The following is a 20520-nucleotide window of genomic DNA, read 5'->3' as shown; positions in this document are numbered from 1 at the left end:
GTGTGTGGACAAAAACATCGAACATCAATTCGTTAAAGAATTAGAGAAAAATCAGAATATTGCGCATAAAATTTGTCGTTTATACACACATGACAGAGAGTCTCATAACGATTTATTTCAAGAAATAACAATTCAACTTTGGAAGGCATATCCTAAATTTCGAGGAGAAGCTAAATTTAGTACATGGATGTATCGGATAGCTTTAAATACGGCAATTACGCTATATCGTAAGAAAAAACGTACTATTAAAACGCAAGATTATGACAGTGTCCATTTTAAAATAAAAGCTGATGAATATGATGATGAACAAGAACAACAACTTAAATTAATGTATGATGCATTAAAAGAGTTAAGCGATATAAATAAAGCATTGGTATTTCTTTATTTAGAAGATAAAAATTATAAAGAGATATCTGAAACGTTAGGAATAAGCGAGGTAAACGCGCGAGTGAAGATGAATAGAGTAAAAACCAAGCTGAGAAGCATTTTAAATCCGTAAAAAGATGGATGGATTAGAGTTATTAAAAAAACAATGGAAAAAGCAGGAAGCAGAGCTGCCTAAACTTTCCTACGAGGATATTTATAAAATGATCTGGAAACGATCATCTTCTATAGTAAAATGGATATTTGTAATTAGTATTTTAGAATTTGTAATAGGTTCAGGTTTATCGCTTTTTGTAATGGGTCAGGATTATTGGGAAAAAGTTGCCGCTATTCATTTAACCAATTTCACAATTATAAACCATATTATAAATATAATTGCTGTAGTTTTCTTTATTTATAAGTTTTATTCGAATTATCGTAGAATTTCTACCACTACAGATACTAAACGTTTAATGAATAACATTTTAAAAGCACGAAAATCAGTAAAATATTACATCAATTACATGCTTATTCATTCAGGAATTATTCTTGTTTGCTATAGCTATTTTTCTGCTTATTATCATTTACAAGCCGCACGAATAAATAACCCGAAAATTCATGAGTTTGATACTTTAGATTGGTTAAAATTTACTGGAATAATCTTATTAGTCTTAACTGTATTTATTGTAGCTTTTTGGTTATTTTACCGGCTGATTTACGGTATTTTATTGAAAAGGCTTAATAAAAATTATAAAGAACTAAAAAACTTAGAATAAGTTAGGGTTACTTATTCCTCTTTATAAGAATACCGGCGTTTTTCGTTCAAATTTTCTATTTCTTTTAGTTCATCACAAGGAATTACTTTTAGGAATGAAGAATGCTGTTCGATTGCGTATTCAATTTTATGTACAATATCTTCAACAGAATCATTTTTATAATCAATTTCCAGAGGTTCTTTTATTTGAAAAGATTGTAGAATTCCTCGTTTTTTAATTCGCAATCCTTTTTTATCGAAAGAGCGTCGAAAACCATCAATAACAATAGGAACAACAATTGGCTTATATTGTTTAATAATATGTGCCGTTCCTTTTCGGATAGGTTTAAAGGGAGTAGTTGTTCCTTGCGGAAACGTAATAACCCAACCATCTTCTAACGCAATACCAACATTTTTACTATCGTCTAAATTCACTTTTCGTTTAACACTCTGGCCTTTAGAACGCCAAGTACGAGCAACTTTAATAGCTCCGGCATAAGCTAAAATTCGAGCTAACAAGCCCGACTTCATAGTTTCTTTAGCTGCTACGTAATAAATATTCATTTTTGGTTGCCATATATAACCTACATTTTTAATACTGTCTATACGTCCGCTTAAGCTTGCATTAAACACATGGAACATTGCTACCACATCCGCAAAATATGTTTGGTGATTAGAAACAAATAATACTCCGGTTTCTGGTAACTCTTTAATAATACCAGATCCTTCTATTTGTAATTCATTAAAACCACGATATCGGCGATGTGTAATTAGACCAAAAATTCTGATTAACCACTTTTTAAGGAATAGTATATGTCCGAATGGATTCTTTTTAAATAACCCCATAAATTTTTCTTTATATCAATTAGTTTGTGGTGTTAAGAATAACAATTATCACACCCTAAAACCCATCAAATATACGGTAATCTTTAAAATTTATAAGGTTTCAAGCAGCATTTCCCGTAATTCACTAAGCATCATACCGGTAGCTCCCCAAACTACATAGTTATTTAATAAAAAAGCAGGAACCTCTATATTTTCCATGTAGGAAGTACTTAATTTTCGACTTACTAAACTTTCTGAGGCTAAAAACTGAGAAAGCGGAACTTCTAATATTGCTTCTACTTCCGATTCTTGAGGAATTAATATAGGTTTGGTCTCTAAAATTCCTACAAAAGGATATACCCAAAAATTACTTGGTGGAATATATAGTTTCGATAATTCTCGAATTACTTTAATAGAATTTTTAGCTATGCCTACTTCTTCTTCAGTTTCACGAAGCGCTGTTTCTTCTAAACTAGTATCTTCAGGTTCTACTCGACCACCAGGAAAACCGATTTGATTAGAATGAACACCTTTATAAGTCTTCCGCAATATTAATACAAAATATGTTTGCGATTTTTTAGGGTAAAAAACCACCATTACACCTGCTTTATTAGGTTGTTTAGCTTCGATATTTAAATTCTGAAGCTTGCTTTTTCGGATAGAAGGTGCTAATTTATCGTGAGCCGTTTCTCCGGGAAGCGGTATTTTTTTTAAATTTGAAATTCTATTTTTAAATTCCTGAAAATCCATGTGTAAACGCCTTTCTATATTGGTTTTGTTGGTTGTTGTATTTTTTACAAGTTGTCAAGATAAACAAAGTTCAACTAAAAATAATTCAGAAGAGACACACAAAGTCGTTAAAAATAGTCAAAAAGACACTTTAGACTCTCAAGATTCTGTTAAAGAGGTTTCTTCAGAAGAAAAAAATTCTGAAACAGAAAAAGAAAGTGATTTTCCTATACAGCAGGAAAAATTAATTCCTTTTCTAACAAAATATGGCAAAGAAAATCCGGAAAATCATGTAAAAATAACAACCCAGTTTGGCTCTTTTGAAATTACACTATTTAAAGACACCCCATTACATCGAGCTAATTTTATAATGCTAGTTAAAAAAGGATATTTTAACGATACTTATTTTTATCGAGTTGCTCCAAATTTTGTAATTCAAGGAGGCAATTCCGATAATGTTTCAACCGGAGAAAAAAGGCACGAAATCGGGAATTATTTAATTCCTAATGAATTTGGAGCTGGGCATAAACATGTTCGCGGAGCTGTTTCTGCAGCAAAATATGCAGAACAAAATACCAGTAAAGCATCTTCTCCGTTTGAATTTTTTGTAGTTCTAAATAAAAATGGTGCGCATCATTTAGATAACGAGCATACTGTTTTTGGGTATGTATCGAAAGGAATGGATGTGGTCGATGAAATTTCTAAAGTAAAAACCAGCGATGCTGAGTGGCCTATTGATAATGTATATATTGATGCTGAAATTATAGAATAAACATCTCTATTTTTTATATTCCCGATTATTTATCAGTTTTTTAAATTTCATAAATTCAAACAGGCTTAATTTCAAATATTGATTATTTTATTGTGTATAGTAATTATAGTCATCGATTACACGTTGTAAAAAAACAATTGGTTTTTCTTCATATTCCGATAATCCTAACAATGAAGCAACTTTATCGGCCAAAGCTATAATAATACCATGATTACCTTTTCTTTTTGCTCTAAAATATATTTGTTTCACTTCTTGGATATCTTTATCGGTAAGTAAGGTGACTTGTGAATATTTTGGCGTATAATTTTCCGGTAAATCGGCTAATAAATTACTACGTAAATTAACTTTTCGTTTTTCAGAAATTACTGTTGTTTTTGCAGCCATATCTCCTAAACGTTGCCCTCTACCACCCACTAAAATACTAACAATTGCTACTGCCCCACTAGACATGCTTATATCTATAAAACGTAATAACCAACGGATTAAATATGATGAAAAATTAGGACGAGAGCCATCTAAATTAACTACTCGCAATTTCATAGCAGCTTTACCAAGCGTTTGCCCATTCATGAAAGTTTCAAATAACAAAAAATACAAAAATATTGGTAGTATTAAAAGCATCATAATAGAAACTGAAGCGAATCCATCTACCCCCATTCCGGACATTAAAAGTGTAATTATTAATATATAAAAAAACATAATAATTGCATCTATCACATAAGCGACTATTCGATCTAGAAGAGGAGCTGCTTTTTGCTCAATATTTATATTTTGAGCGGTTTCAATTTGAAAATTATCCATTTAATCTGTTTCTTTGAAAATCAAATTCAAAATTAGTTATGCGCGAAGCTGCATTTGTAAAGCAAAATAAAGATAAATGGCTTACGTATGAAAGTCAATTAAACAATAAAATTTCCTCCCCAGAAAAACTTTCGAATTTATATATAGAAATTACCGATCATTTAAGCTATTCGAAAACATTTTATCCTAACAGCAGTACTACCCAGTATTTAAATGAGTTAGCTTCCTCTGCACATCAAAAAATTTATAAGAATAAAAAAGAATCCAGAAATAAATTAGTTCTATTTTATACTAAAGAGTTTCCGCTATTTTTTTATCAATATCAGAAACAACTCTTAATTAGTTTTTTACTGTTTTTGTTCTTTGCCTTAATTGGTGTTTATTCTGCTTCTCAAGAAGATGCATTTATTAGAGCTGTTTTAGGAGACGGATATGTAAACATGACCTTAGAGAATATAAAAAATAACGATCCTATGGCTGTTTATAAACAAGCCGCAGAAACCGATATGTTTTTGGGTATTACTATTAATAATATACGTGTAGGTTTAATGGCTTTTAGTTTAGGTATTTTAGCTGGCATAGGTACCGTTTTAATAATTATGCAAAATGCTTTAATGCTAGGCTCTTTTCAATATTTCTTTTACGACCAAGGATTATTATGGGAATCGGTTCGTACTATTTGGATACATGGAACTATAGAAATTTCGGTAATTATAATTTCAGGGTGTGCAGGCTTAGTAGTCGGAAAAGGTATTTTATTCCCAAAAACGTATACTAGAATGCATGCATTTGTAAAAGCGGTAAAAGATGGTTTAAAAATAGTAATGAGCACCATTCCGTTTTTTATTGTTGCCGGTTTTTTAGAAGGATTTGTAACAAGACATACCGAAATGCCCGATTTCATTGCAATTTTTATTATTCTTGCTTCTTTAAGTTTAATCATTTGGTATTACGTAATACTACCACACCAACTCTATAAAAAAACCAATAATGAATTCTAATTTAAATTTTAAAAAAACAAGAGATTTCGGAGAAGTTCTTAGTGATACTTTTAAGTTTATTCGAGAGAACTTTAAACATTTTTTCACCACTATACTAAAAATAGTTAGCCCTTTTTTAATTGCTTTAATTCTTACTAATGCATACTATACTTTTACGTCGGTTTCCTTCGCTACAAGCGGTGCAAATGCTCTAGAGATTATTTCTTCATCAGGTGAATCTTTTACTGCTTTATCTCTTAACGTACTTACTGTTGTGGTTTATATTATTGCTATTTGGGTTGTTGTATTTCAGTATATCCAGTCATATATAAAAAATAATGGAGTAGTAAATACTGAAGAAGTTTCCGCAGGGCTAAAAAGAAACTTAGGTAAAGGAATTGCATTACAAATTTTAGTAGGAATTACCTGTTTTGTAGCTATATTTTTTATGATTATCCCTGCATTTTATTTAGGTGTGGTATTAACACTTGCTTTGCCTATTTTGGTATTCGAAAATAAAGGAATCTCTGAAAGTTTTACAGATGCTTTTTCGCTTATTAAAAACAACTGGTGGTTTACTTTTGGGTTATTATTTGTTTTTGGACTTATTGTTTCTTTTGCAACTGCAATTTTCCAAATGCCTCTTATAATTTATACTGCTATAAAAACTATAGTAGGGGCCGATAGTGATCCTTCAACTATTGTGAATATGGCACAGCAAAAAGATTATGTGTTGATAATTTTAAGCATATTAAGCTCCATTATTCAGTATATATTTTATGCGTTTACTCCTGTTTTAGTTGCCGTAATTTATTTTAGTCTTAATGAAGAGAAAAATGCGACAGGTACCTTCGAAAATATTGAAAATTTAGGAAAAGATAATTAATGAAACTGCTCCAAATATTTGTAGTATTATTTATTGGGTTTTCAAGTTGGGGGCAACAACCATTGGTCTCCTCCGATTCTATTAGATATGACCATTCAGAATTAGTTACCCCTAAAAACTTAGATAAACAGCAAATAAAAAACTATCAAAAAGATAAAGAATTTCAATATATACAAGAGAAGCAAGAGAAAAACTGGTGGCAACGATTTAAGGAATGGCTAATACAAAAATTAAATCAGCTTGCCTCTTACCTTTTTGAGGATTATGAAACTTCCGGTTTAATTGCAACCATTTTAAAGATTATACCTTATATAATTTTAGGGTTTGTTTTATGGCTAATAGTTTGGCTTTTTATGCGCTTATCGCCTTCTGTAGCCGGTTTAGATTCTGTAAAAAAATCTACGGTTAATTTAAATGCTGATGAAGATATTATAAAAAATGCCGATATCCAGCAGCTTATAAAAAATGCTGTTGAAAATAAACAATATCGATTAGCTGTACGGTATTATTATTTACAAGTATTGAAAGAACTTGATAACTTACATTTTATAAATTACGAAAATCAAAAAACAAACGAAGAATATTCTTCAGAATTAAAAAACGAACAATTAAACACACATTTTAAAAAAACCACGAGGATTTATAATTTTATCTGGTATGGTGATTTTAGTGTTTCTGAAACCGATTTTAAGCTCGCTCAGAAAAATTTTAATGAGTTAAAAAGTATTCTAAAAACCACCAGTAATGAGTAGATTTTATAAAATAGCACTTGGGGTTTTAGTACTTCTTATTATTGGGCTTACGTATTTGGAGACTAATACACCACAACCCTTAAATTGGTTCCCAACCTATTCAAAACAAGATAAAGTACCTTTGGGAACTTATATTTTATTTGAAACTTGGCAAGATTTAAATAAAAATAACTTTGGTGAAGTAGATATTCCTCCTTTCGAATACCTCAACGAACCGCAAACAGATACAGTACAAAAATCGACCTATTTTTTTATAAATAATTCGGTTAATTTTGATGATACTGAATTAAATACGTTACTCAAATGGGTTGCTAAAGGAAACGATGTTTTTATTGCTTCTAACAACTTTAGCAAAAATTTACTAGATACATTACAACTCAACATTAAACCGTATCAATTACAATTAGATTCCAATTTAGATTATGAACCTAAAACAGAAGTATCGTTAGTAAACCCAAATTTGGGCCGAGATACTTTCTCGATTCCGCATGAATTCCATTCATTTTATTTCTCTAAAATAGACACTATAAATAGTACTGTTTTAGGAACGATGGCTACCAGCAGTAGTAAAAAAAATAAAAATAACATCAACTTTATAGAAACTACATTTGGCGACGGAAATATATTTATGCATACCACCCCAGAGGCATTCAGTAACTATTTTATACTTCAAAATAAAAACTATAAGTATATCGAGAATGTGTTAGGCTATATAAAACCTAAAAACAAGATTTTATGGGATAATTATTATAAAACCGGAAAGGCCAATCCTCAAAGTTTATTATATGTTTTAATGCAAAATAAATCGTTACGCTGGGCGTATTACCTTTGTATTTTAGCTGTAATTTTATTTATTTATTTTGAAGGGAAACGGAAGCAACGAGCTATTCCGGTAGTTACTCCTCCAAAAAACCAGTCGTATTTATACACACAAACAATTGCTGAATTATATTTAGAAAACAAAGAAGTTAAAAGCTTAACTGAAAAGAAAATTAAACATTTTCTGGAATACATTCAGCAACAATATAAATTGACTATAGACCAAAACAACAATCAATTTTATACGATTTTAGCAGAAAAATCTGGTAACAAAGTTGAAACAGTAAAAAAGCTATTTCAGCAATTAGAAAATGCTAAAAAAAATGCAGCTGCTTCAAAAGTTTTTATGAATTTAAATACTGCTATTCACCAATTTAAAAATAATCCTGATGGAAAATAATAACGAACCTATAACACCTAACGAAGATTTAAATTTTGATGCAAGAATACCGCTACAAGATTTAAAAAATGCTGTTGATAATCTAAAATCTCAATTATCACAAGTAATTGTTGGGCAAACCGATTTTGTAGAATTACTAATTGTTGGGCTTCTTTCTAACGGACATGTTTTAATAGAAGGTGTGCCCGGTGTTGCTAAAACTGTAACCGCTAAACTATTTGCCAAATGTTTGCAAACAGAATTTAGCCGTATTCAATTTACTCCCGATTTAATGCCAAGTGATGTGTTAGGAACATCGGTATTAAATATGAAAAATTCAGATTTCGAATTTAAAGCCGGTCCTATTTTTTCTAATATCGTTTTGATCGATGAAATTAACCGTGCTCCTGCTAAAACACAAGCTGCTCTATTTGAGGTAATGGAAGAACGCCAAATAACCATCGATGGAAAAACCTATCAATTAGAAGATCCGTTTATGGTACTTGCTACTCAAAACCCAATTGAACAAGAAGGAACCTATGCATTACCAGAAGCGCAATTAGACCGTTTTTTATTTAAAATTGAAGTAGATTATCCAAAACTAGAAGAAGAAATCGAGATTTTAAAAGGCCACAATAATCGAAAAGGTAATTCTCCAGAAACAGGAATTAATCCAATCCTTACTCCTAAACAACTTCAGGAAATACGTACACAAATTTACGATATTAGAATTGAAGAAAAACTTTTGGGATATATTGCAGAATTGGTTTACAAGACCAGATCGCATGCGCATTTATATTTAGGTGCTTCACCTAGAGCTTCTATTGCTATAATGAATTCTTCCAAAGCTTTTGCTGCAATAGAAGGAAGAGATTTTGTTATTCCAGAAGACATCAAAAAATCGCTAAAACCAGTTTTAGGACACCGAATTATTGTAAGTCCTGAACGAGAAATGGAGGGAATGAAGACCAGCGATGTAATTGAAATGATTAGCCAAACAGTAGAAATTCCTAGATAGTGCTTCAATTTATTAAATCTTTATATTTTGGCTTTCGCTTTTTTTATAGCCTAATCGGAGTAATATTGTTATTCTTACTTTCGTATTGGTTACCCTGGTTATATAGTATAACTTGGGTTTTCGTAATGCTATTTATTATTACTGTTTTAATAGATATTGCCTTATTATATAAGAAAAACGGAATAGAAGCAACACGAATTTTACCGGAAAAATTTAGTAATTCAGATCCGAATGATGTAACTATTCAATATCATAATAAATATCCATTTAAAACTTATATTGAAGTTATAGATGAATTACCTGTTCAATTTCAAAAGCGAGATTTTAAATATTCCAGTAAAATTTTGGCTAATGAAAAAGCAATATTCAAGTATCAAGTAACACCATTAGAACGAGGAGAATATAAATTTGGTTATGTAAACATATATTCTCAATCTGTTTTAAAACTTGCTAAAATAAAAAAGGTTTTTAATAACGAACAACTGGTAAAAGTATATCCGTCTTTTATACAAATGAAATCTTTAGACTTCTTGGCAATAGATAATCGAATTTCTGAAATAGGTATCAAAAAAATTCGGCGTATTGGGCATACCATGGAGTTTGAACAAATAAAAGATTATGTTATCGGGGATGATGTTCGAACTGTAAATTGGAAAGCTACAGCTAAACACCGTCAATTAATGGTTAATCAATTTCAAGATGAAAAAGCACAACCTATTTATTCGATTATCGATACAGGCCGTGTTATGAAGATGCCTTTTAGAGGCTTAACTTTATTAGATTATGCTATAAATAGTTGCCTTGCTTTTTCTAATATTAGTTTGCGGAAAAAGGATAAAACAGGAATGCTTACATTTTCAGCAAAAACTGAAAATATTGTAAAAGGATCTTCTAAATTAAGTCAGCTTCGTCGAATTATGGAAGTGCTATATAATATTAAAACCGATTTTTTAGAATCTGATTTTGGTAACTTATACGCAAACTTAAACCGTACGATTACACACCGAAGTTTATTAATGCTATATACTAATTTTGAACATCAATCAGCATTAAAACGCCAACTCTCTTATTTAAAAGCAATTAATAAAAAACACGTATTAGTAGTTATATTTTTTGAAAATACTGAAGTTGAAAAATTAACAACAACAGAACCCGAAAATATTACGCAAAGCGCCCACCAAACTATTGCAGAAGATTTTATTCAGAATAAAATAATAATGGCTAAAGAATTGCAACGTAACGGAATACAAACAATATTAACTAAGCCTGAAGAATTAAGTATAAATGCAATTAATAAGTATTTAGAAATTAAAGCTCGAGGATTAATTTGATCTCTACACAATTTTTCACTAGTAAATTAACCAACAAACGATATATAATAATTATTGCAGTATAAATAAAACTAATATATTTGTACAAATCCTTTGTTTATTATGACGATCACGCAATTGCACTATGTCTTGGCTGTAGCTGAAAATAAAAACTTTACAAAAGCTGCACAAAAAGTATTTGTTACCCAGCCTACTCTTAGTATGCAAATACAAAAATTAGAAGAAGAACTGGATATTCAGATATTCGATCGTAGTAAAAAGCCGATTGAGCTAACAGAAACTGGACAAAAAATTGTCCATCAGGCACGTAACATTGTTAATGAAAGCGATCGAATTCAAGATATTGTAGATCAGCAAAAAGGATATATTGGTGGAGCATTTCGCTTAGGAATTATCCCTACTATTATGCCTACGCTACTACCTATGTTTATTAATACTTTTATAAAGAAATATCCAAAAGTAAAATTACATATAGAAGAATTACATACTAATGCCATTTTAGAGCGTTTAAAAGAAGGACATTTAGATGCCGCAATTGCAGCTACTCCATTAAGTATTGAAGGAATTAAAGAAAGTCCTTTATATTATGAACCTTTTGTCGGGTACATTCCACCTAGCCACCGTCTTTATAAGCAAAGTAAAGTAGCGCCTACTGATTTAGATATTGATGATATATTATTACTACAAGATGGCCACTGCTTTAAAGAAGGTATTATTAATTTATGTAAAGCTTCTAAAAATTATAACGATGAACGCTTTCAACTAAAAAGCGGTAGTTTTGAAACTTTAATTAAATTAGCTAATGAAGGATTAGGAATGACGCTTCTTCCCTATTTACACACATTAGAATTAGGTAGTAAAGAAAAAGAGTGTTTACGAATGTTTACCGATCCTAAACCGGCTAGAGAAGTTAGTTTAATATATAGCAAAAGTGAATTAAAAATGCAGATTATTGATGCGCTAAAAGATGTTATCTCTTCAGTTATTAAAGGAGCTATCACTTTTCAAAATGTAGAAATTATAAGTCCTAAACAGACTATACAAAAACAAGAATTACAATATTAAATAGCATAGAAAAAGGAGAAACAAATTTGTTTCTCCTTTTTTAATTTTAAATTCCTGCAATCGCTTCTTTTATAGAATCATTCCCTTCAGAAATTTCAATTACCTCTTTAATTGATTTTTTATTTCGCAAACTTTCTAAAATCACCTCAGCAACATCAGCTCGTGCAATTTCTTTTTGTAAATTCTCCGGAGATTTTGTTAGCGTAATCAATCCTTTACCATTATCATCAGTAAGTGATACAGGCCGAATAATAGTATAATCTAAATTACTTCTTTTCAATTCCAAATCTGCAAAATGCTTAGCCACATAATAGGGCTTTAATCCGGTAGCTTTCCATTTAGAACGATCGTCTGCATATGCAGCGCTAACCATAACATATCGTTTAATGGCATTTTTTTGTGCTGCTAACATGGTTTTTACGGCACCATCTAAATCTATTTCCAAAGTTTTATCATCCCCTGTTTTACCACCAGAACCAGCTGTAAAAACAATCGTATCAAAACCCTTCAACTTTTCGGCAATTTCTTCAACACTAGCTTCTAAATCACCTACAATACTTTTTACACCTAATTCATTAAAATAACCTTTTTGCTCTTCTTTTCGAATAAAAGCTGTTACATCAAAATCAACTGCTCTTTGCATTTTCTGAGTAACTAATTTCCCTATTTTACCGTGTGCCCCAATTACTAATACTTCCATTTTTCTTTTTTATGTATTATACTGAAAATGCTTTCTAACAATCAATATTTCGTGATAAATCTTCGTTAAAATTAAACTGTATTCAAAACACATTTTATTCTTTTACTAAATACATTAGTATATTAGTATATAAGATTTTTTTATCGAAATTTATTATTGGAAAAAGAATTGAAAAATTAACACTTCTATATAAATCAAATCCTGACTAAATACATAATTTTGTCTAAAATTAGACATATTAATTTTTTTTGTCGAATATGAAATCCAAAGAAGACTTTGTAAGAAAACAAATTATTGATGCTTCTAAAGCAGTATTTAAAAAATATGGTTTTAAAAAAGCAACTATGGATCATATCGCCAAAGCCTCCGGTAAAGGCAGGAGCACTTTGTACTATTACTTTAAAAATAAGAATGAAGTTTTTGAAGCTTTTGTTAAAAATGAATATGAAAGCATCATTATTGAAACCGGAAAAGTGGTTTCTAGAAATCTTCTTATTGAAAAAAATCTATCTAGTTACCGAAAGATTAAATTAGAACACTACATCAAACTTTCAAATACGTATACTTACTTATTAACCGACTTAAAAGAAAATACAACTTTCTTGTTTGAATTATTGCATGAAATTCGTACAGAAGAAATTTCAATTATTGAAAACTGCCTTAGTTGGGCTATCGAAAAGAAAGAAATTACTCCGGTTCCTAAAACCGATTTAAATTTTTTAGCATTAGCTATTGTGACTGCAACCGATAGTCTAGAAAAAGAAATTTTCTTATATCAACGCTATTCAAATGATATGTTCGATCGTTTAGATTGGATTAATCAACTTATTATAAAAGGACTTCAACACTAATACTTTTTAAACTTTAAACTATGCGCACTATTCGTCTCACTTTGCTAACTTTTAGCATTTTTCTGGCCATAAGCTGTGGTGAAGAGAAAAAATCAACTCCTATTAAGCCCATTGAGGTAAAAACCATGACGGTTGGCAACCAAAATTCGGCTCAACAAAATCAGGATATTGGTTTTACCGGTAAAATTATAGCTAACAAAAAAATAAATGTAAGCTTTCAAATTGGCGGAACTATTGAATATTTAAAAGCTGATATGGGCGATTTTGTTCAAAAAGGTGAATTATTAGCCGAAGTTGATGCAACAGCTTATAAAGAACAATACCAAGCAAAAAAAGCTCAAGCTGAATTAGCCAAAGAAAACTACGACCGTATTAATGAAGTGTACAAAAAAGGTAGTATTGCTGAAATTAAAATGATTGAAGCTCGCTCTAAATACCAACAGGCCAAAGCTGCAGCAAATGCAGTATATCAAAACGTAAAACATAGCAAACTATACGCACCTACCAGCGGATATATTGGCGCTAAAATTATGGAAGCCGGAGATTTAGCAAGTCCGGGGCATCCTGTTTTTCAGTTATTAGATATAAACAAAGTAAAAGCAGCTGTTCCTATTCCAGACGAAGAAGTTAATCAGCTAAAAAGTGGCGATAGCGCTAAAGTAAAAATCAACGCGTTAAACAATAAAATAGTTAACGGACAAGTTTCTGAAATTTCTATTCAGTCTACCCAACGAAATCCGGTTTACATAGCACAAATTACTATAGATAATCCAGATCGAAAAATAAAACCCGGCATGTCTTGTGCTGCCATACTAGATTTTAATAAAAATAGAACTTCAAAAAATACTTCAATTGTATTACCGGTTGAAGTGGTTTCGGTTACTGAAAAGGGAGAAAATTTTGTGTACATCGTAAAAGATGGCAAAGCAAAACGAAAAACAGTTACTACCGGAAAACTGTACAATAATGGAATTGCAATCACTTCAGGATTAAAAAATTCAGATGAAGTAATTACTTCCGGCTATCATAAATTAACCGACAACACTCCTATCAAACTAGCTGAATAAGCTAAAAAAGTTCGTGTAGATTATGAAAAAAGATAACAGCTCTATTATAGAATGGGCTATGAAAAACAAATCGTTTCCGCTTGCCGTTGCCGCACTTTTGGTAACTATCGGGCTTATTGGTTTGTTTAAAATGCCACGTAACGAATTTCCAGATTTTACCATTCGCCAAGGTTTGCTAATTGGATATTATCCCGGTGCAAATTCAGAAGAAGTAGAACAGGAACTAACTACTAAAGTAGAAGAATACCTCTTTAGCTTTAACGAAGTTGATAAAACCAAAACCTATTCCTATTCCCAAGACGGGAAAATGTATATGTATGTAGAAGTTGCCAACCGAGTAGATGAAGATGCTACGGAGCAATTTTGGAATAAACTAAAAAACGGCTTGCTGGTTTTTCAGCAACAGCAACTTCCCAAAGGCGTTCGCGGAATTATAGTGAATAGCGAATTTGGAAATACCGCAGCAATGATTTTAGCCGTTCAATCTAATAACCGACCTTATAAAGATTTAAAACGGCACGTAGAAGATATTGAAGACAATCTTCGCCAACTAGAAAATGTTGCAAAAATAAGTCACGATGGTGGTTTAACCGAGCAGATTGCCGTTTATGCTGATCAGAATAAATTAGCAACCTACGGGATTAGTCCGGGAATGCTCATGCAAAGTTTACAAGATCAAGGTTCGATAAATCCTGGAGGGACTTTAGAAGGATCTAAATTTGATCGGCCTATTCACATAGATACGTTTATTAAAAATGAAACCGATGTGGCTAATCAAATTGTACGTACCGGAGACGATGGTAGTATTATTCGGGTAAAAGATGTAGCTGAGGTAAAACGAGAATACGAAGATCCTGATGCTTTCACTACCTCCAATGGAACCAAAGCCATGATTATTACTTTAGAAATGGCTAAAGGAAATAATATTGTTCAATTCGGAAAAGAAATTGAAGAGCGCTTAACTAGCATAGAACAACAATTACCAAAAGATATTGAAATTCATAAAATAGCCGATCAGCCCGATGTAGTCCATAGCGCTATTGGGCATTTTATGAAAGAATTTGGTTTTGCCTTAGTTGGGGTAATTCTGGTGGCACTGTTCTTATTGCCGTTTCGGGTAGCATCGGTAGCTGCTGCAACTATACCGATTACTATTTCAGCAACTTTAGCAGTGATGTATATGTTAGGAATGGAATTAAATACCGTAACCCTAGCTGCGCTTATCATTGTGCTGGGAATTGTGGTAGATGATCCGATTGTAATTATCGATAATCACGTAGAAAAATTAGACGAAGGCGAATCGATTTGGAAGGCAGCCTACCACAGTGCGTTACAATTATTTCCTTCAGTGTTTACGGCTACATTAGCCATTACCGCTACCTTTTTACCGCTTATATTTTTCTTAAGTGGTACGGCAAAAGATTTTTTAAGTACGTTCCCCTTCACCATTATGATTGCGCTATTCTTATCGTTAGCTATTTCGGTATTAATTGTGCCCTTTTTCAATACTATTTTTATTAAAAAGGGACTACGCGACGATAAAAAAGAGAAGAAAAAGGATAAAAAATCGATGTTAGATCGGTTACAAAACTTTTTTAATACAACCATACAAAAAGCAATGAAGCATGCTAAAATCACTTTAGCTATAGGTATTGCTTCTGTGGTTCTTGGGTTTATATTATTCTCTACCTTAACTCAAGAATTATTTCCAGTTATTGAAAGAAACCAGTTTGCAGTTGAAGTTTATTTAGCCAAAGGAAGCAATCTAGACGAAACTGCCAAAGTGGTTAAAAAGTTTGAAAAAGAAGTATTGAAAGATGATGAACGTGTACTAAATTATACCAGTTTTATTGGAGAAAGTTCACCACGTTTCCATATGGTTTATGCGCCTAACTTGCCGGCTAAAAATTATGCTCAGATTTTAATCACCACAGCTTCCGAAGATGCTACAGAAGAAGTTTTAAAAGATTATGATAAGCATTATGCCGATATGTTTCCGAATGCGTATTTACGAATGAAACAGCTTAATATGGTGAATAAACCGGCACCAATAGAAGTTCGTCTTTTTGGAAATAACATTGCGCAATTGCGAAGCTACGGAGATAGTATTATCAATTTAGCCCGAGAAACTCCGCAAACCATCTGGTCTAGAACTAATTTTGGTGAAAAACAGGCCACAATTAATATCAACATTAAAAAAGATGAAGCTGCACAAGTTGGCTTAAGCAAAGAGAATATTGCTAATACAGTTGCAATGTATATGGAAGGTTTAAATGCTACCAAGGTATATGATGAAGATTATGCCATTCAGGTAAAAATCAAAGCCGAAAATAACAAAACTCAAACCGTAGCCGATTTAAGAGAGCTTTCGGTACTCTCTGCTAAGACCCAAAGTATGGTTCCACTTCGCCAAGTGGCTAACGTAGAACCAGGTTGGGAAGAAGAGCAAATTACGCATCGTAACGGAATGCGTTGTTTAACCGTTCGAGTAGATATTACCAAAGGAGCTGTAGCCAATGTGGTATTAGAAAAACTACGTCCAAAAATCAAGAGACTGAATATTCCCGATACCATTCGAGTAGATTATGGTGGTGAATACGAGATGCAACAGGAAAATCTGGTGCCTATGGGAGTTTCATTATCTATAAGTGTACTTGTGATTTTCTTAATTTTAATCTGGCATTTTAAATCGATTAAACATGCTACACTGAGTTTTATTACCATGCCACTAAGTATCTTAGGAGCCGCTTTAGGTTTAATGCTCATGCAATATCCATTTGGGTTTACCTCTTTCCTCGGAATTTTAGCTCTGTGCGGTATTGTAGTAAGAAACGGTATTATTTTAATTGATTTTGCTGATGAACTTCGTTATGAAGAAAATTATAGCGTTAAAGAAGCATCAATAATGGCAGCACAACGTAGAATGCGCCCTATCTTTTTAACCTCTTCAGCAGCAGCGGTAGGTGTTATTCCTATGATTATTAGTAGATCTACCCTCTGGGGACCTTTAGGAACTGTTATAGCCTTCGGACTTATGATTTCTATGGTTCTTACGCTATATGTATTACCGGTTTTATATTGGATGTTCTTCAAAAACGAAGATGAAAACAAAACCGAAAAAGCTTAATATTCAAATTGAAAAGAAATGAAAACTAATTTTTCAAACTACATAAAAAAGCTTGGTATTTTTTTAATACTAACTGTAGCGATTACAGCAAACGCACAAGAAAATTATATCACGCTAGAAAAAGCAAAAAAAGCAGCTTTACAATATAGCCACGATATTAAAAATGGAAATTTACGTATTGAAAAAGCCAATGCACAAAAACAAGAGGCACTTGCCAATTATTTCCCTACGCTTGAAGCTTTAGGAGGAACGGTTTATGCATTTGATAACTTTATAGATCCTATTGCTTTATTAGGAATTCCAGAAATTGATAATGTGTATTTAGCTTCTGCAACTGCCTCTGAAGTTGTTTTTGCAGGTGGAAAAGTAAGAAATGCCAACAAGTTGGCACGAGTGCAAGTAAGTGCCAATCAGATTCGGGCTGAGCAATCTATAGATTCAGTTATTTTAACTACAGAAAAAAAGTACTGGCAATTGGTGCAATTACAAGAACAACAAAAAGTAGTAAATGCGGCGAAATTATATTTGTCAGAATTGCTGGTACAACAAGAGGATTTATTAGAAGCCGGTTTAATTGCTAAAAATCAATTACTACAAGTGAAAGTAAATCGAAGTAAAATTTTACTAACAGAAAGCAAATTAGCCAATATGAGAAAATTAGCTTTGCTTGATTTAGCGCTTTACACTGGTCTAGATTATGATACTACCAGCTTTGCTATAGATACAATGCATCAGATAATTCCACCAGAACTGAAGTATCAACATACAATAAATGTTGCTGAAAATAAAAATTACCAGTTACTTGACGAGCAAATTCAAGCCTCTAAATTACAAACCAAAATGGCACAAGCCAATCAACTTCCACAAATTTCTGTAGGAGTAAATGCCAGCAAGTACGGAACTTTCAATGTAGGTTTAGATTCCGATATTCAGCCTTTAGCTTTTGGACTCGTACGAATTCCAATTTCAGCTTGGTGGGGAAAAGAAAAGCAACAGGTAAAGCAGCGAAAAATTGAAGAAAAAATTGCTATAAATCAATTAAAAAAAGGGCAAGATCAAATTACCGTAGGAATTACAAAAAGCTGGTACGATTTATTAGATGCCTACAAACAAATTGATTATGCTAAAGATAATTTGGCTTATGCCGAAGAAAATTTAGACGTACAGCGTGATAATTATAATAGCGGTTTAAATAATTTATCGGACTTGTTAGATGCGCAACGTTTACAGCAAGAAGCCCAAACAGAATTGGTAACTGCTTTTGCCAATTATGAAGTAAAAGAAACCGTGTATTTATATAGAAATAATAAATTAAACGCACCATCTCCAGAAGAATTATCTGAAGTGAAACATGAATAAGCTTAACCATAAGTTGATATAGATTACAATAGAAGGTGTTATACTCGCAACAAAATTTTCGACATGAAAAATTGGGGTATTATCTTCTATTGTTTATTTATAACCTGTTCCGTATCAGCTCAAAAAAAAACAGCTAAAGTAGCCTTTATTGCTGATATACATCTACTCGATATTTTTGCCGATTATGATGATTTTGAAGGAATTCCTCTTAATAATTTTCAGCAATCGGCTAAAATTAGAAGTATGAATGCTCAATTACATTCGACACGATTATTCAATGAAAATTACTTTGTGCTACAAGCGGTTTTAAAAGATATTGTAAAACGAAATATTAAACTTGTAGCCTTACCCGGCGATTATACCGACGATGGCCAACCTCTAAATTTAGAAGGATTAGCCAGCATCCTAAATTATTATCATAATAAATACGATATACAATTTTTTATTACTACAGGGAATCATGATCCTGTTCAGCCATTTTCTACGGCAAGCGGAAAAAGAAATTTTCTAAAAAAGAATGGCCAAGAAATTGCTATTTATTCTGATAGTAGTTCGGTTCCTAATTCATTTAAAAAAGAAAACAACTTCAGCATAGAACCGAAATTAGCTAATGCTGGATATGAAAAAATAATGTCGATATTAACCAACTTCGGTTTTGATCCACAAGAAAGTAATAGTTATTGGGCCACACCATTTTCAGAATACCGAGTAGACAATTATAGCTATAAAAAGGCAAAAAAAGCAGCTAAAATTGAGAATCGACTTTATAAAATTGATGACCATTTATCGATTCCTGATGCTAGTTATGTAGTAGAACCTACTCCGGGTTTATGGCTATTAGCAATCGATGGAAATGCTTATATCCCTGAAGGAAACGGAAAATACTCTGGCACTTCGAAAGGTTATAATACGAGTTTCTATCATAAAAAATACTTATTTAGTTGGATAAAAAAGATAGCTCGTTCAGCAAAAAAAAATCATAAAAATTTAATTGCTTTTAGCCATTATCCCGCTATCGATTTTAATGATGATGCTAGCCCTATTTTAGAAAAACTGTTAGGCACTGGAAAATGGCAACTGGAAAGAGTTCCAAAAGAAGAAATAGCCAAAAAACTTGCTGAATCAGGGATCAAAATTCATGTAGCCGGCCATATGCATATTAACGATACCGGAAAACGACAATACGGGGACAAATTTATAATAAACATTCAAACACCGTCTTTAGCGGCTTACGTACCTGGCTATAAAATTTTGGAAGTAACCGACTCTAACGTTACCGTAAATACCATTTCTATTGACAATGTTGCTGATTTTAATACACTTTTCCCTGCTTACGAAATAGAATTAAATTATCGCAAACAAAATGGACTACCAAACTGGGATGCAAGTATTTTAAAAAGTAAAAGTTATCGAAAATTCACCGAATTTCACTTACAACAATTAGTTGAATTACGCTTCTTGCCTAATGATTGGCCAGTTGATTTTTTACATTTCTTTCAGGAGCTAACTGGTGAAGAAATTTTATTATTAACCGCTTATAAAGGCTCAGAAATAGCAAATGAATTTTTAGCAAATTCAATATTACGGAAAAAAGTTATCAAAAAATTGCCAAATTCAATTAATTGGAAAGAATTTAGAAAATGGACTGGAAAAGATATGATAATAGATTTCTACAAACTTAGAAATGCCGATAAATTAGCATTAACTGATATTGATAGGAAACGAGTTAAAAATTATAAATTAATTTTTAATTATAAAAACACTTCTATAAAAACAACTACTGAGAATAGACAAAAAATAGCGCTATTTCTTAAAATATTTGATCATTTTCTACATGGTTTGCCTGACCGTAATTTTAAAATTGATTTACAAAATGGGCATATTCAAAATATCAAAAAATAACACATATTATTAATTATAGGCTTATACTGTTTACTTTTGA

General features: G+C 31.8%; 19 protein-coding genes. 15 read left to right on the top strand and 4 right to left on the bottom strand.

The features are described from left to right. Positions 1-4 precede the first annotated feature (4 nt). On the top strand, positions 5-499 hold the full coding sequence (locus ACN0WI_RS08370) for an RNA polymerase sigma factor (RefSeq protein WP_417886237.1): 495 nt from the start codon (positions 5-7) through the stop codon (positions 497-499). Between the two features lie 4 nt (positions 500-503). Further along, positions 504-1139, top strand: a complete 636-nt coding sequence (locus ACN0WI_RS08365; protein ID WP_417886235.1) for a hypothetical protein — start codon at positions 504-506, stop codon at positions 1137-1139. An 11-nt stretch (positions 1140-1150) separates the two neighbouring features. On the opposite strand, the gene ACN0WI_RS08360 is transcribed toward ACN0WI_RS08365, so the two are convergent. Both ACN0WI_RS08360 and ACN0WI_RS08355 read right to left on the bottom strand, forming a co-directional pair. After that, positions 1151-1963 carry a lysophospholipid acyltransferase family protein gene (locus ACN0WI_RS08360; protein ID WP_417886233.1) on the bottom strand — a complete coding sequence of 271 codons (813 nt, stop codon included), beginning with the start codon at positions 1961-1963 and terminating at the stop codon, positions 1151-1153. 90 nt (positions 1964-2053) lie between these two features. Next, positions 2054-2692 carry an NUDIX hydrolase gene (locus ACN0WI_RS08355; protein ID WP_417886231.1) on the bottom strand — a complete coding sequence of 213 codons (639 nt, stop codon included), beginning with the start codon at positions 2690-2692 and terminating at the stop codon, positions 2054-2056. On the opposite strand from ACN0WI_RS08355, the gene ACN0WI_RS08350 reads away from it, so the two are divergent. After that, on the top strand, positions 2691-3443 hold the full coding sequence (locus ACN0WI_RS08350) for a peptidylprolyl isomerase (RefSeq protein ID WP_417886230.1): 753 nt from the start codon (positions 2691-2693) through the stop codon (positions 3441-3443). The two genes, ACN0WI_RS08355 and ACN0WI_RS08350, sit on opposite strands and share 2 nt — an antisense overlap. 87 nt (positions 3444-3530) lie before the next feature. Here ACN0WI_RS08350 and ACN0WI_RS08345 read toward each other — a convergent pair whose 3' ends face one another. Continuing rightward, entirely contained in the window at positions 3531-4244 is a 714-nt protein-coding gene (locus ACN0WI_RS08345; RefSeq protein WP_417886229.1) for an RDD family protein, read from the bottom strand. 38 nt (positions 4245-4282) lie between these two features. Between ACN0WI_RS08345 and ACN0WI_RS08340 the strand changes: the two genes are divergently transcribed. The 7 genes from ACN0WI_RS08340 (at position 4283) to ACN0WI_RS08310 (ending at position 11474) form a co-directional block, all read left to right on the top strand. Beyond that, positions 4283-5245: a stage II sporulation protein M gene (locus tag ACN0WI_RS08340; RefSeq protein WP_417886227.1), complete on the top strand. Its 963-nt coding sequence runs from the start codon at positions 4283-4285 to the stop codon at positions 5243-5245. Further along, positions 5235-6110, top strand: coding sequence for a glycerophosphoryl diester phosphodiesterase membrane domain-containing protein (locus ACN0WI_RS08335; RefSeq protein WP_417886225.1), 876 nt, complete (start codon positions 5235-5237; stop codon positions 6108-6110). The genes ACN0WI_RS08340 and ACN0WI_RS08335 overlap by 11 nt, the downstream gene beginning before the upstream one ends. Then, positions 6110-6862, top strand: coding sequence for a DUF4129 domain-containing protein (locus ACN0WI_RS08330; RefSeq protein WP_417886224.1), 753 nt, complete (start codon positions 6110-6112; stop codon positions 6860-6862). The genes ACN0WI_RS08335 and ACN0WI_RS08330 overlap by 1 nt, the downstream gene beginning before the upstream one ends. Then, the gene (locus ACN0WI_RS08325; protein WP_417886223.1) at positions 6855-8081 is read left to right on the top strand and encodes a DUF4350 domain-containing protein; all 1227 of its coding nucleotides are present in this window, start codon (positions 6855-6857) and stop codon (positions 8079-8081) included. The genes ACN0WI_RS08330 and ACN0WI_RS08325 overlap by 8 nt, the downstream gene beginning before the upstream one ends. Further along, positions 8071-9078 carry an AAA family ATPase gene (locus ACN0WI_RS08320; RefSeq protein WP_417886222.1) on the top strand — a complete coding sequence of 336 codons (1008 nt, stop codon included), beginning with the start codon at positions 8071-8073 and terminating at the stop codon, positions 9076-9078. The genes ACN0WI_RS08325 and ACN0WI_RS08320 overlap by 11 nt, the downstream gene beginning before the upstream one ends. After that, positions 9078-10409, top strand: a complete 1332-nt coding sequence (locus ACN0WI_RS08315) for a DUF58 domain-containing protein (protein ID WP_417886220.1) — start codon at positions 9078-9080, stop codon at positions 10407-10409. Before ACN0WI_RS08320 ends, ACN0WI_RS08315 begins: the two co-directional genes overlap by 1 nt. Positions 10410-10511: 102 nt before the next feature. Beyond that, complete coding sequence (locus ACN0WI_RS08310; protein ID WP_417886219.1) at positions 10512-11474, top strand: LysR family transcriptional regulator; 963 nt, start codon at positions 10512-10514, stop codon at positions 11472-11474. 46 nt (positions 11475-11520) lie between these two features. On the opposite strand, the gene ACN0WI_RS08305 is transcribed toward ACN0WI_RS08310, so the two are convergent. Continuing rightward, positions 11521-12174 carry an SDR family oxidoreductase gene (locus ACN0WI_RS08305; protein ID WP_417886218.1) on the bottom strand — a complete coding sequence of 218 codons (654 nt, stop codon included), beginning with the start codon at positions 12172-12174 and terminating at the stop codon, positions 11521-11523. Positions 12175-12431: 257 nt separating this feature from the next. Here ACN0WI_RS08305 and ACN0WI_RS08300 point away from each other — a divergent pair, with 257 nt between their 5' ends. The 5 genes from ACN0WI_RS08300 to ACN0WI_RS08280 all read left to right on the top strand — a co-directional run bounded on the left by ACN0WI_RS08300 (position 12432) and on the right by ACN0WI_RS08280 (position 20480). Further along, positions 12432-13025, top strand: a complete 594-nt coding sequence (locus tag ACN0WI_RS08300) for a TetR/AcrR family transcriptional regulator (RefSeq protein WP_417886217.1) — start codon at positions 12432-12434, stop codon at positions 13023-13025. A 20-nt stretch (positions 13026-13045) separates the two neighbouring features. Next, positions 13046-14092 carry an efflux RND transporter periplasmic adaptor subunit gene (locus ACN0WI_RS08295; RefSeq protein WP_417886216.1) on the top strand — a complete coding sequence of 349 codons (1047 nt, stop codon included), beginning with the start codon at positions 13046-13048 and terminating at the stop codon, positions 14090-14092. Positions 14093-14114: 22 nt separating this feature from the next. Then, positions 14115-17219 (top strand): efflux RND transporter permease subunit, encoded by a 3105-nt coding sequence (locus ACN0WI_RS08290; RefSeq protein ID WP_417886215.1) that lies wholly within the window; start codon positions 14115-14117, stop codon positions 17217-17219. An 18-nt stretch (positions 17220-17237) separates the two neighbouring features. Further along, the gene (locus tag ACN0WI_RS08285; protein WP_417886214.1) at positions 17238-18578 is read left to right on the top strand and encodes a TolC family protein; all 1341 of its coding nucleotides are present in this window, start codon (positions 17238-17240) and stop codon (positions 18576-18578) included. Between the two features lie 63 nt (positions 18579-18641). After that, positions 18642-20480: a metallophosphoesterase family protein gene (locus ACN0WI_RS08280; RefSeq protein WP_417886213.1), complete on the top strand. Its 1839-nt coding sequence runs from the start codon at positions 18642-18644 to the stop codon at positions 20478-20480. The last annotated feature ends 40 nt before the right edge of the window (positions 20481-20520 follow it).

It is taken from the genome of Zunongwangia sp. (genome assembly GCF_048269745.1).
Classification (GTDB): Bacteria; Bacteroidota; Bacteroidia; order Flavobacteriales; family Flavobacteriaceae; genus Zunongwangia.
The sequence above is the reverse complement of the archived record's forward strand: the minus strand, read 5'-3'. Positions and strand labels throughout refer to the sequence as shown.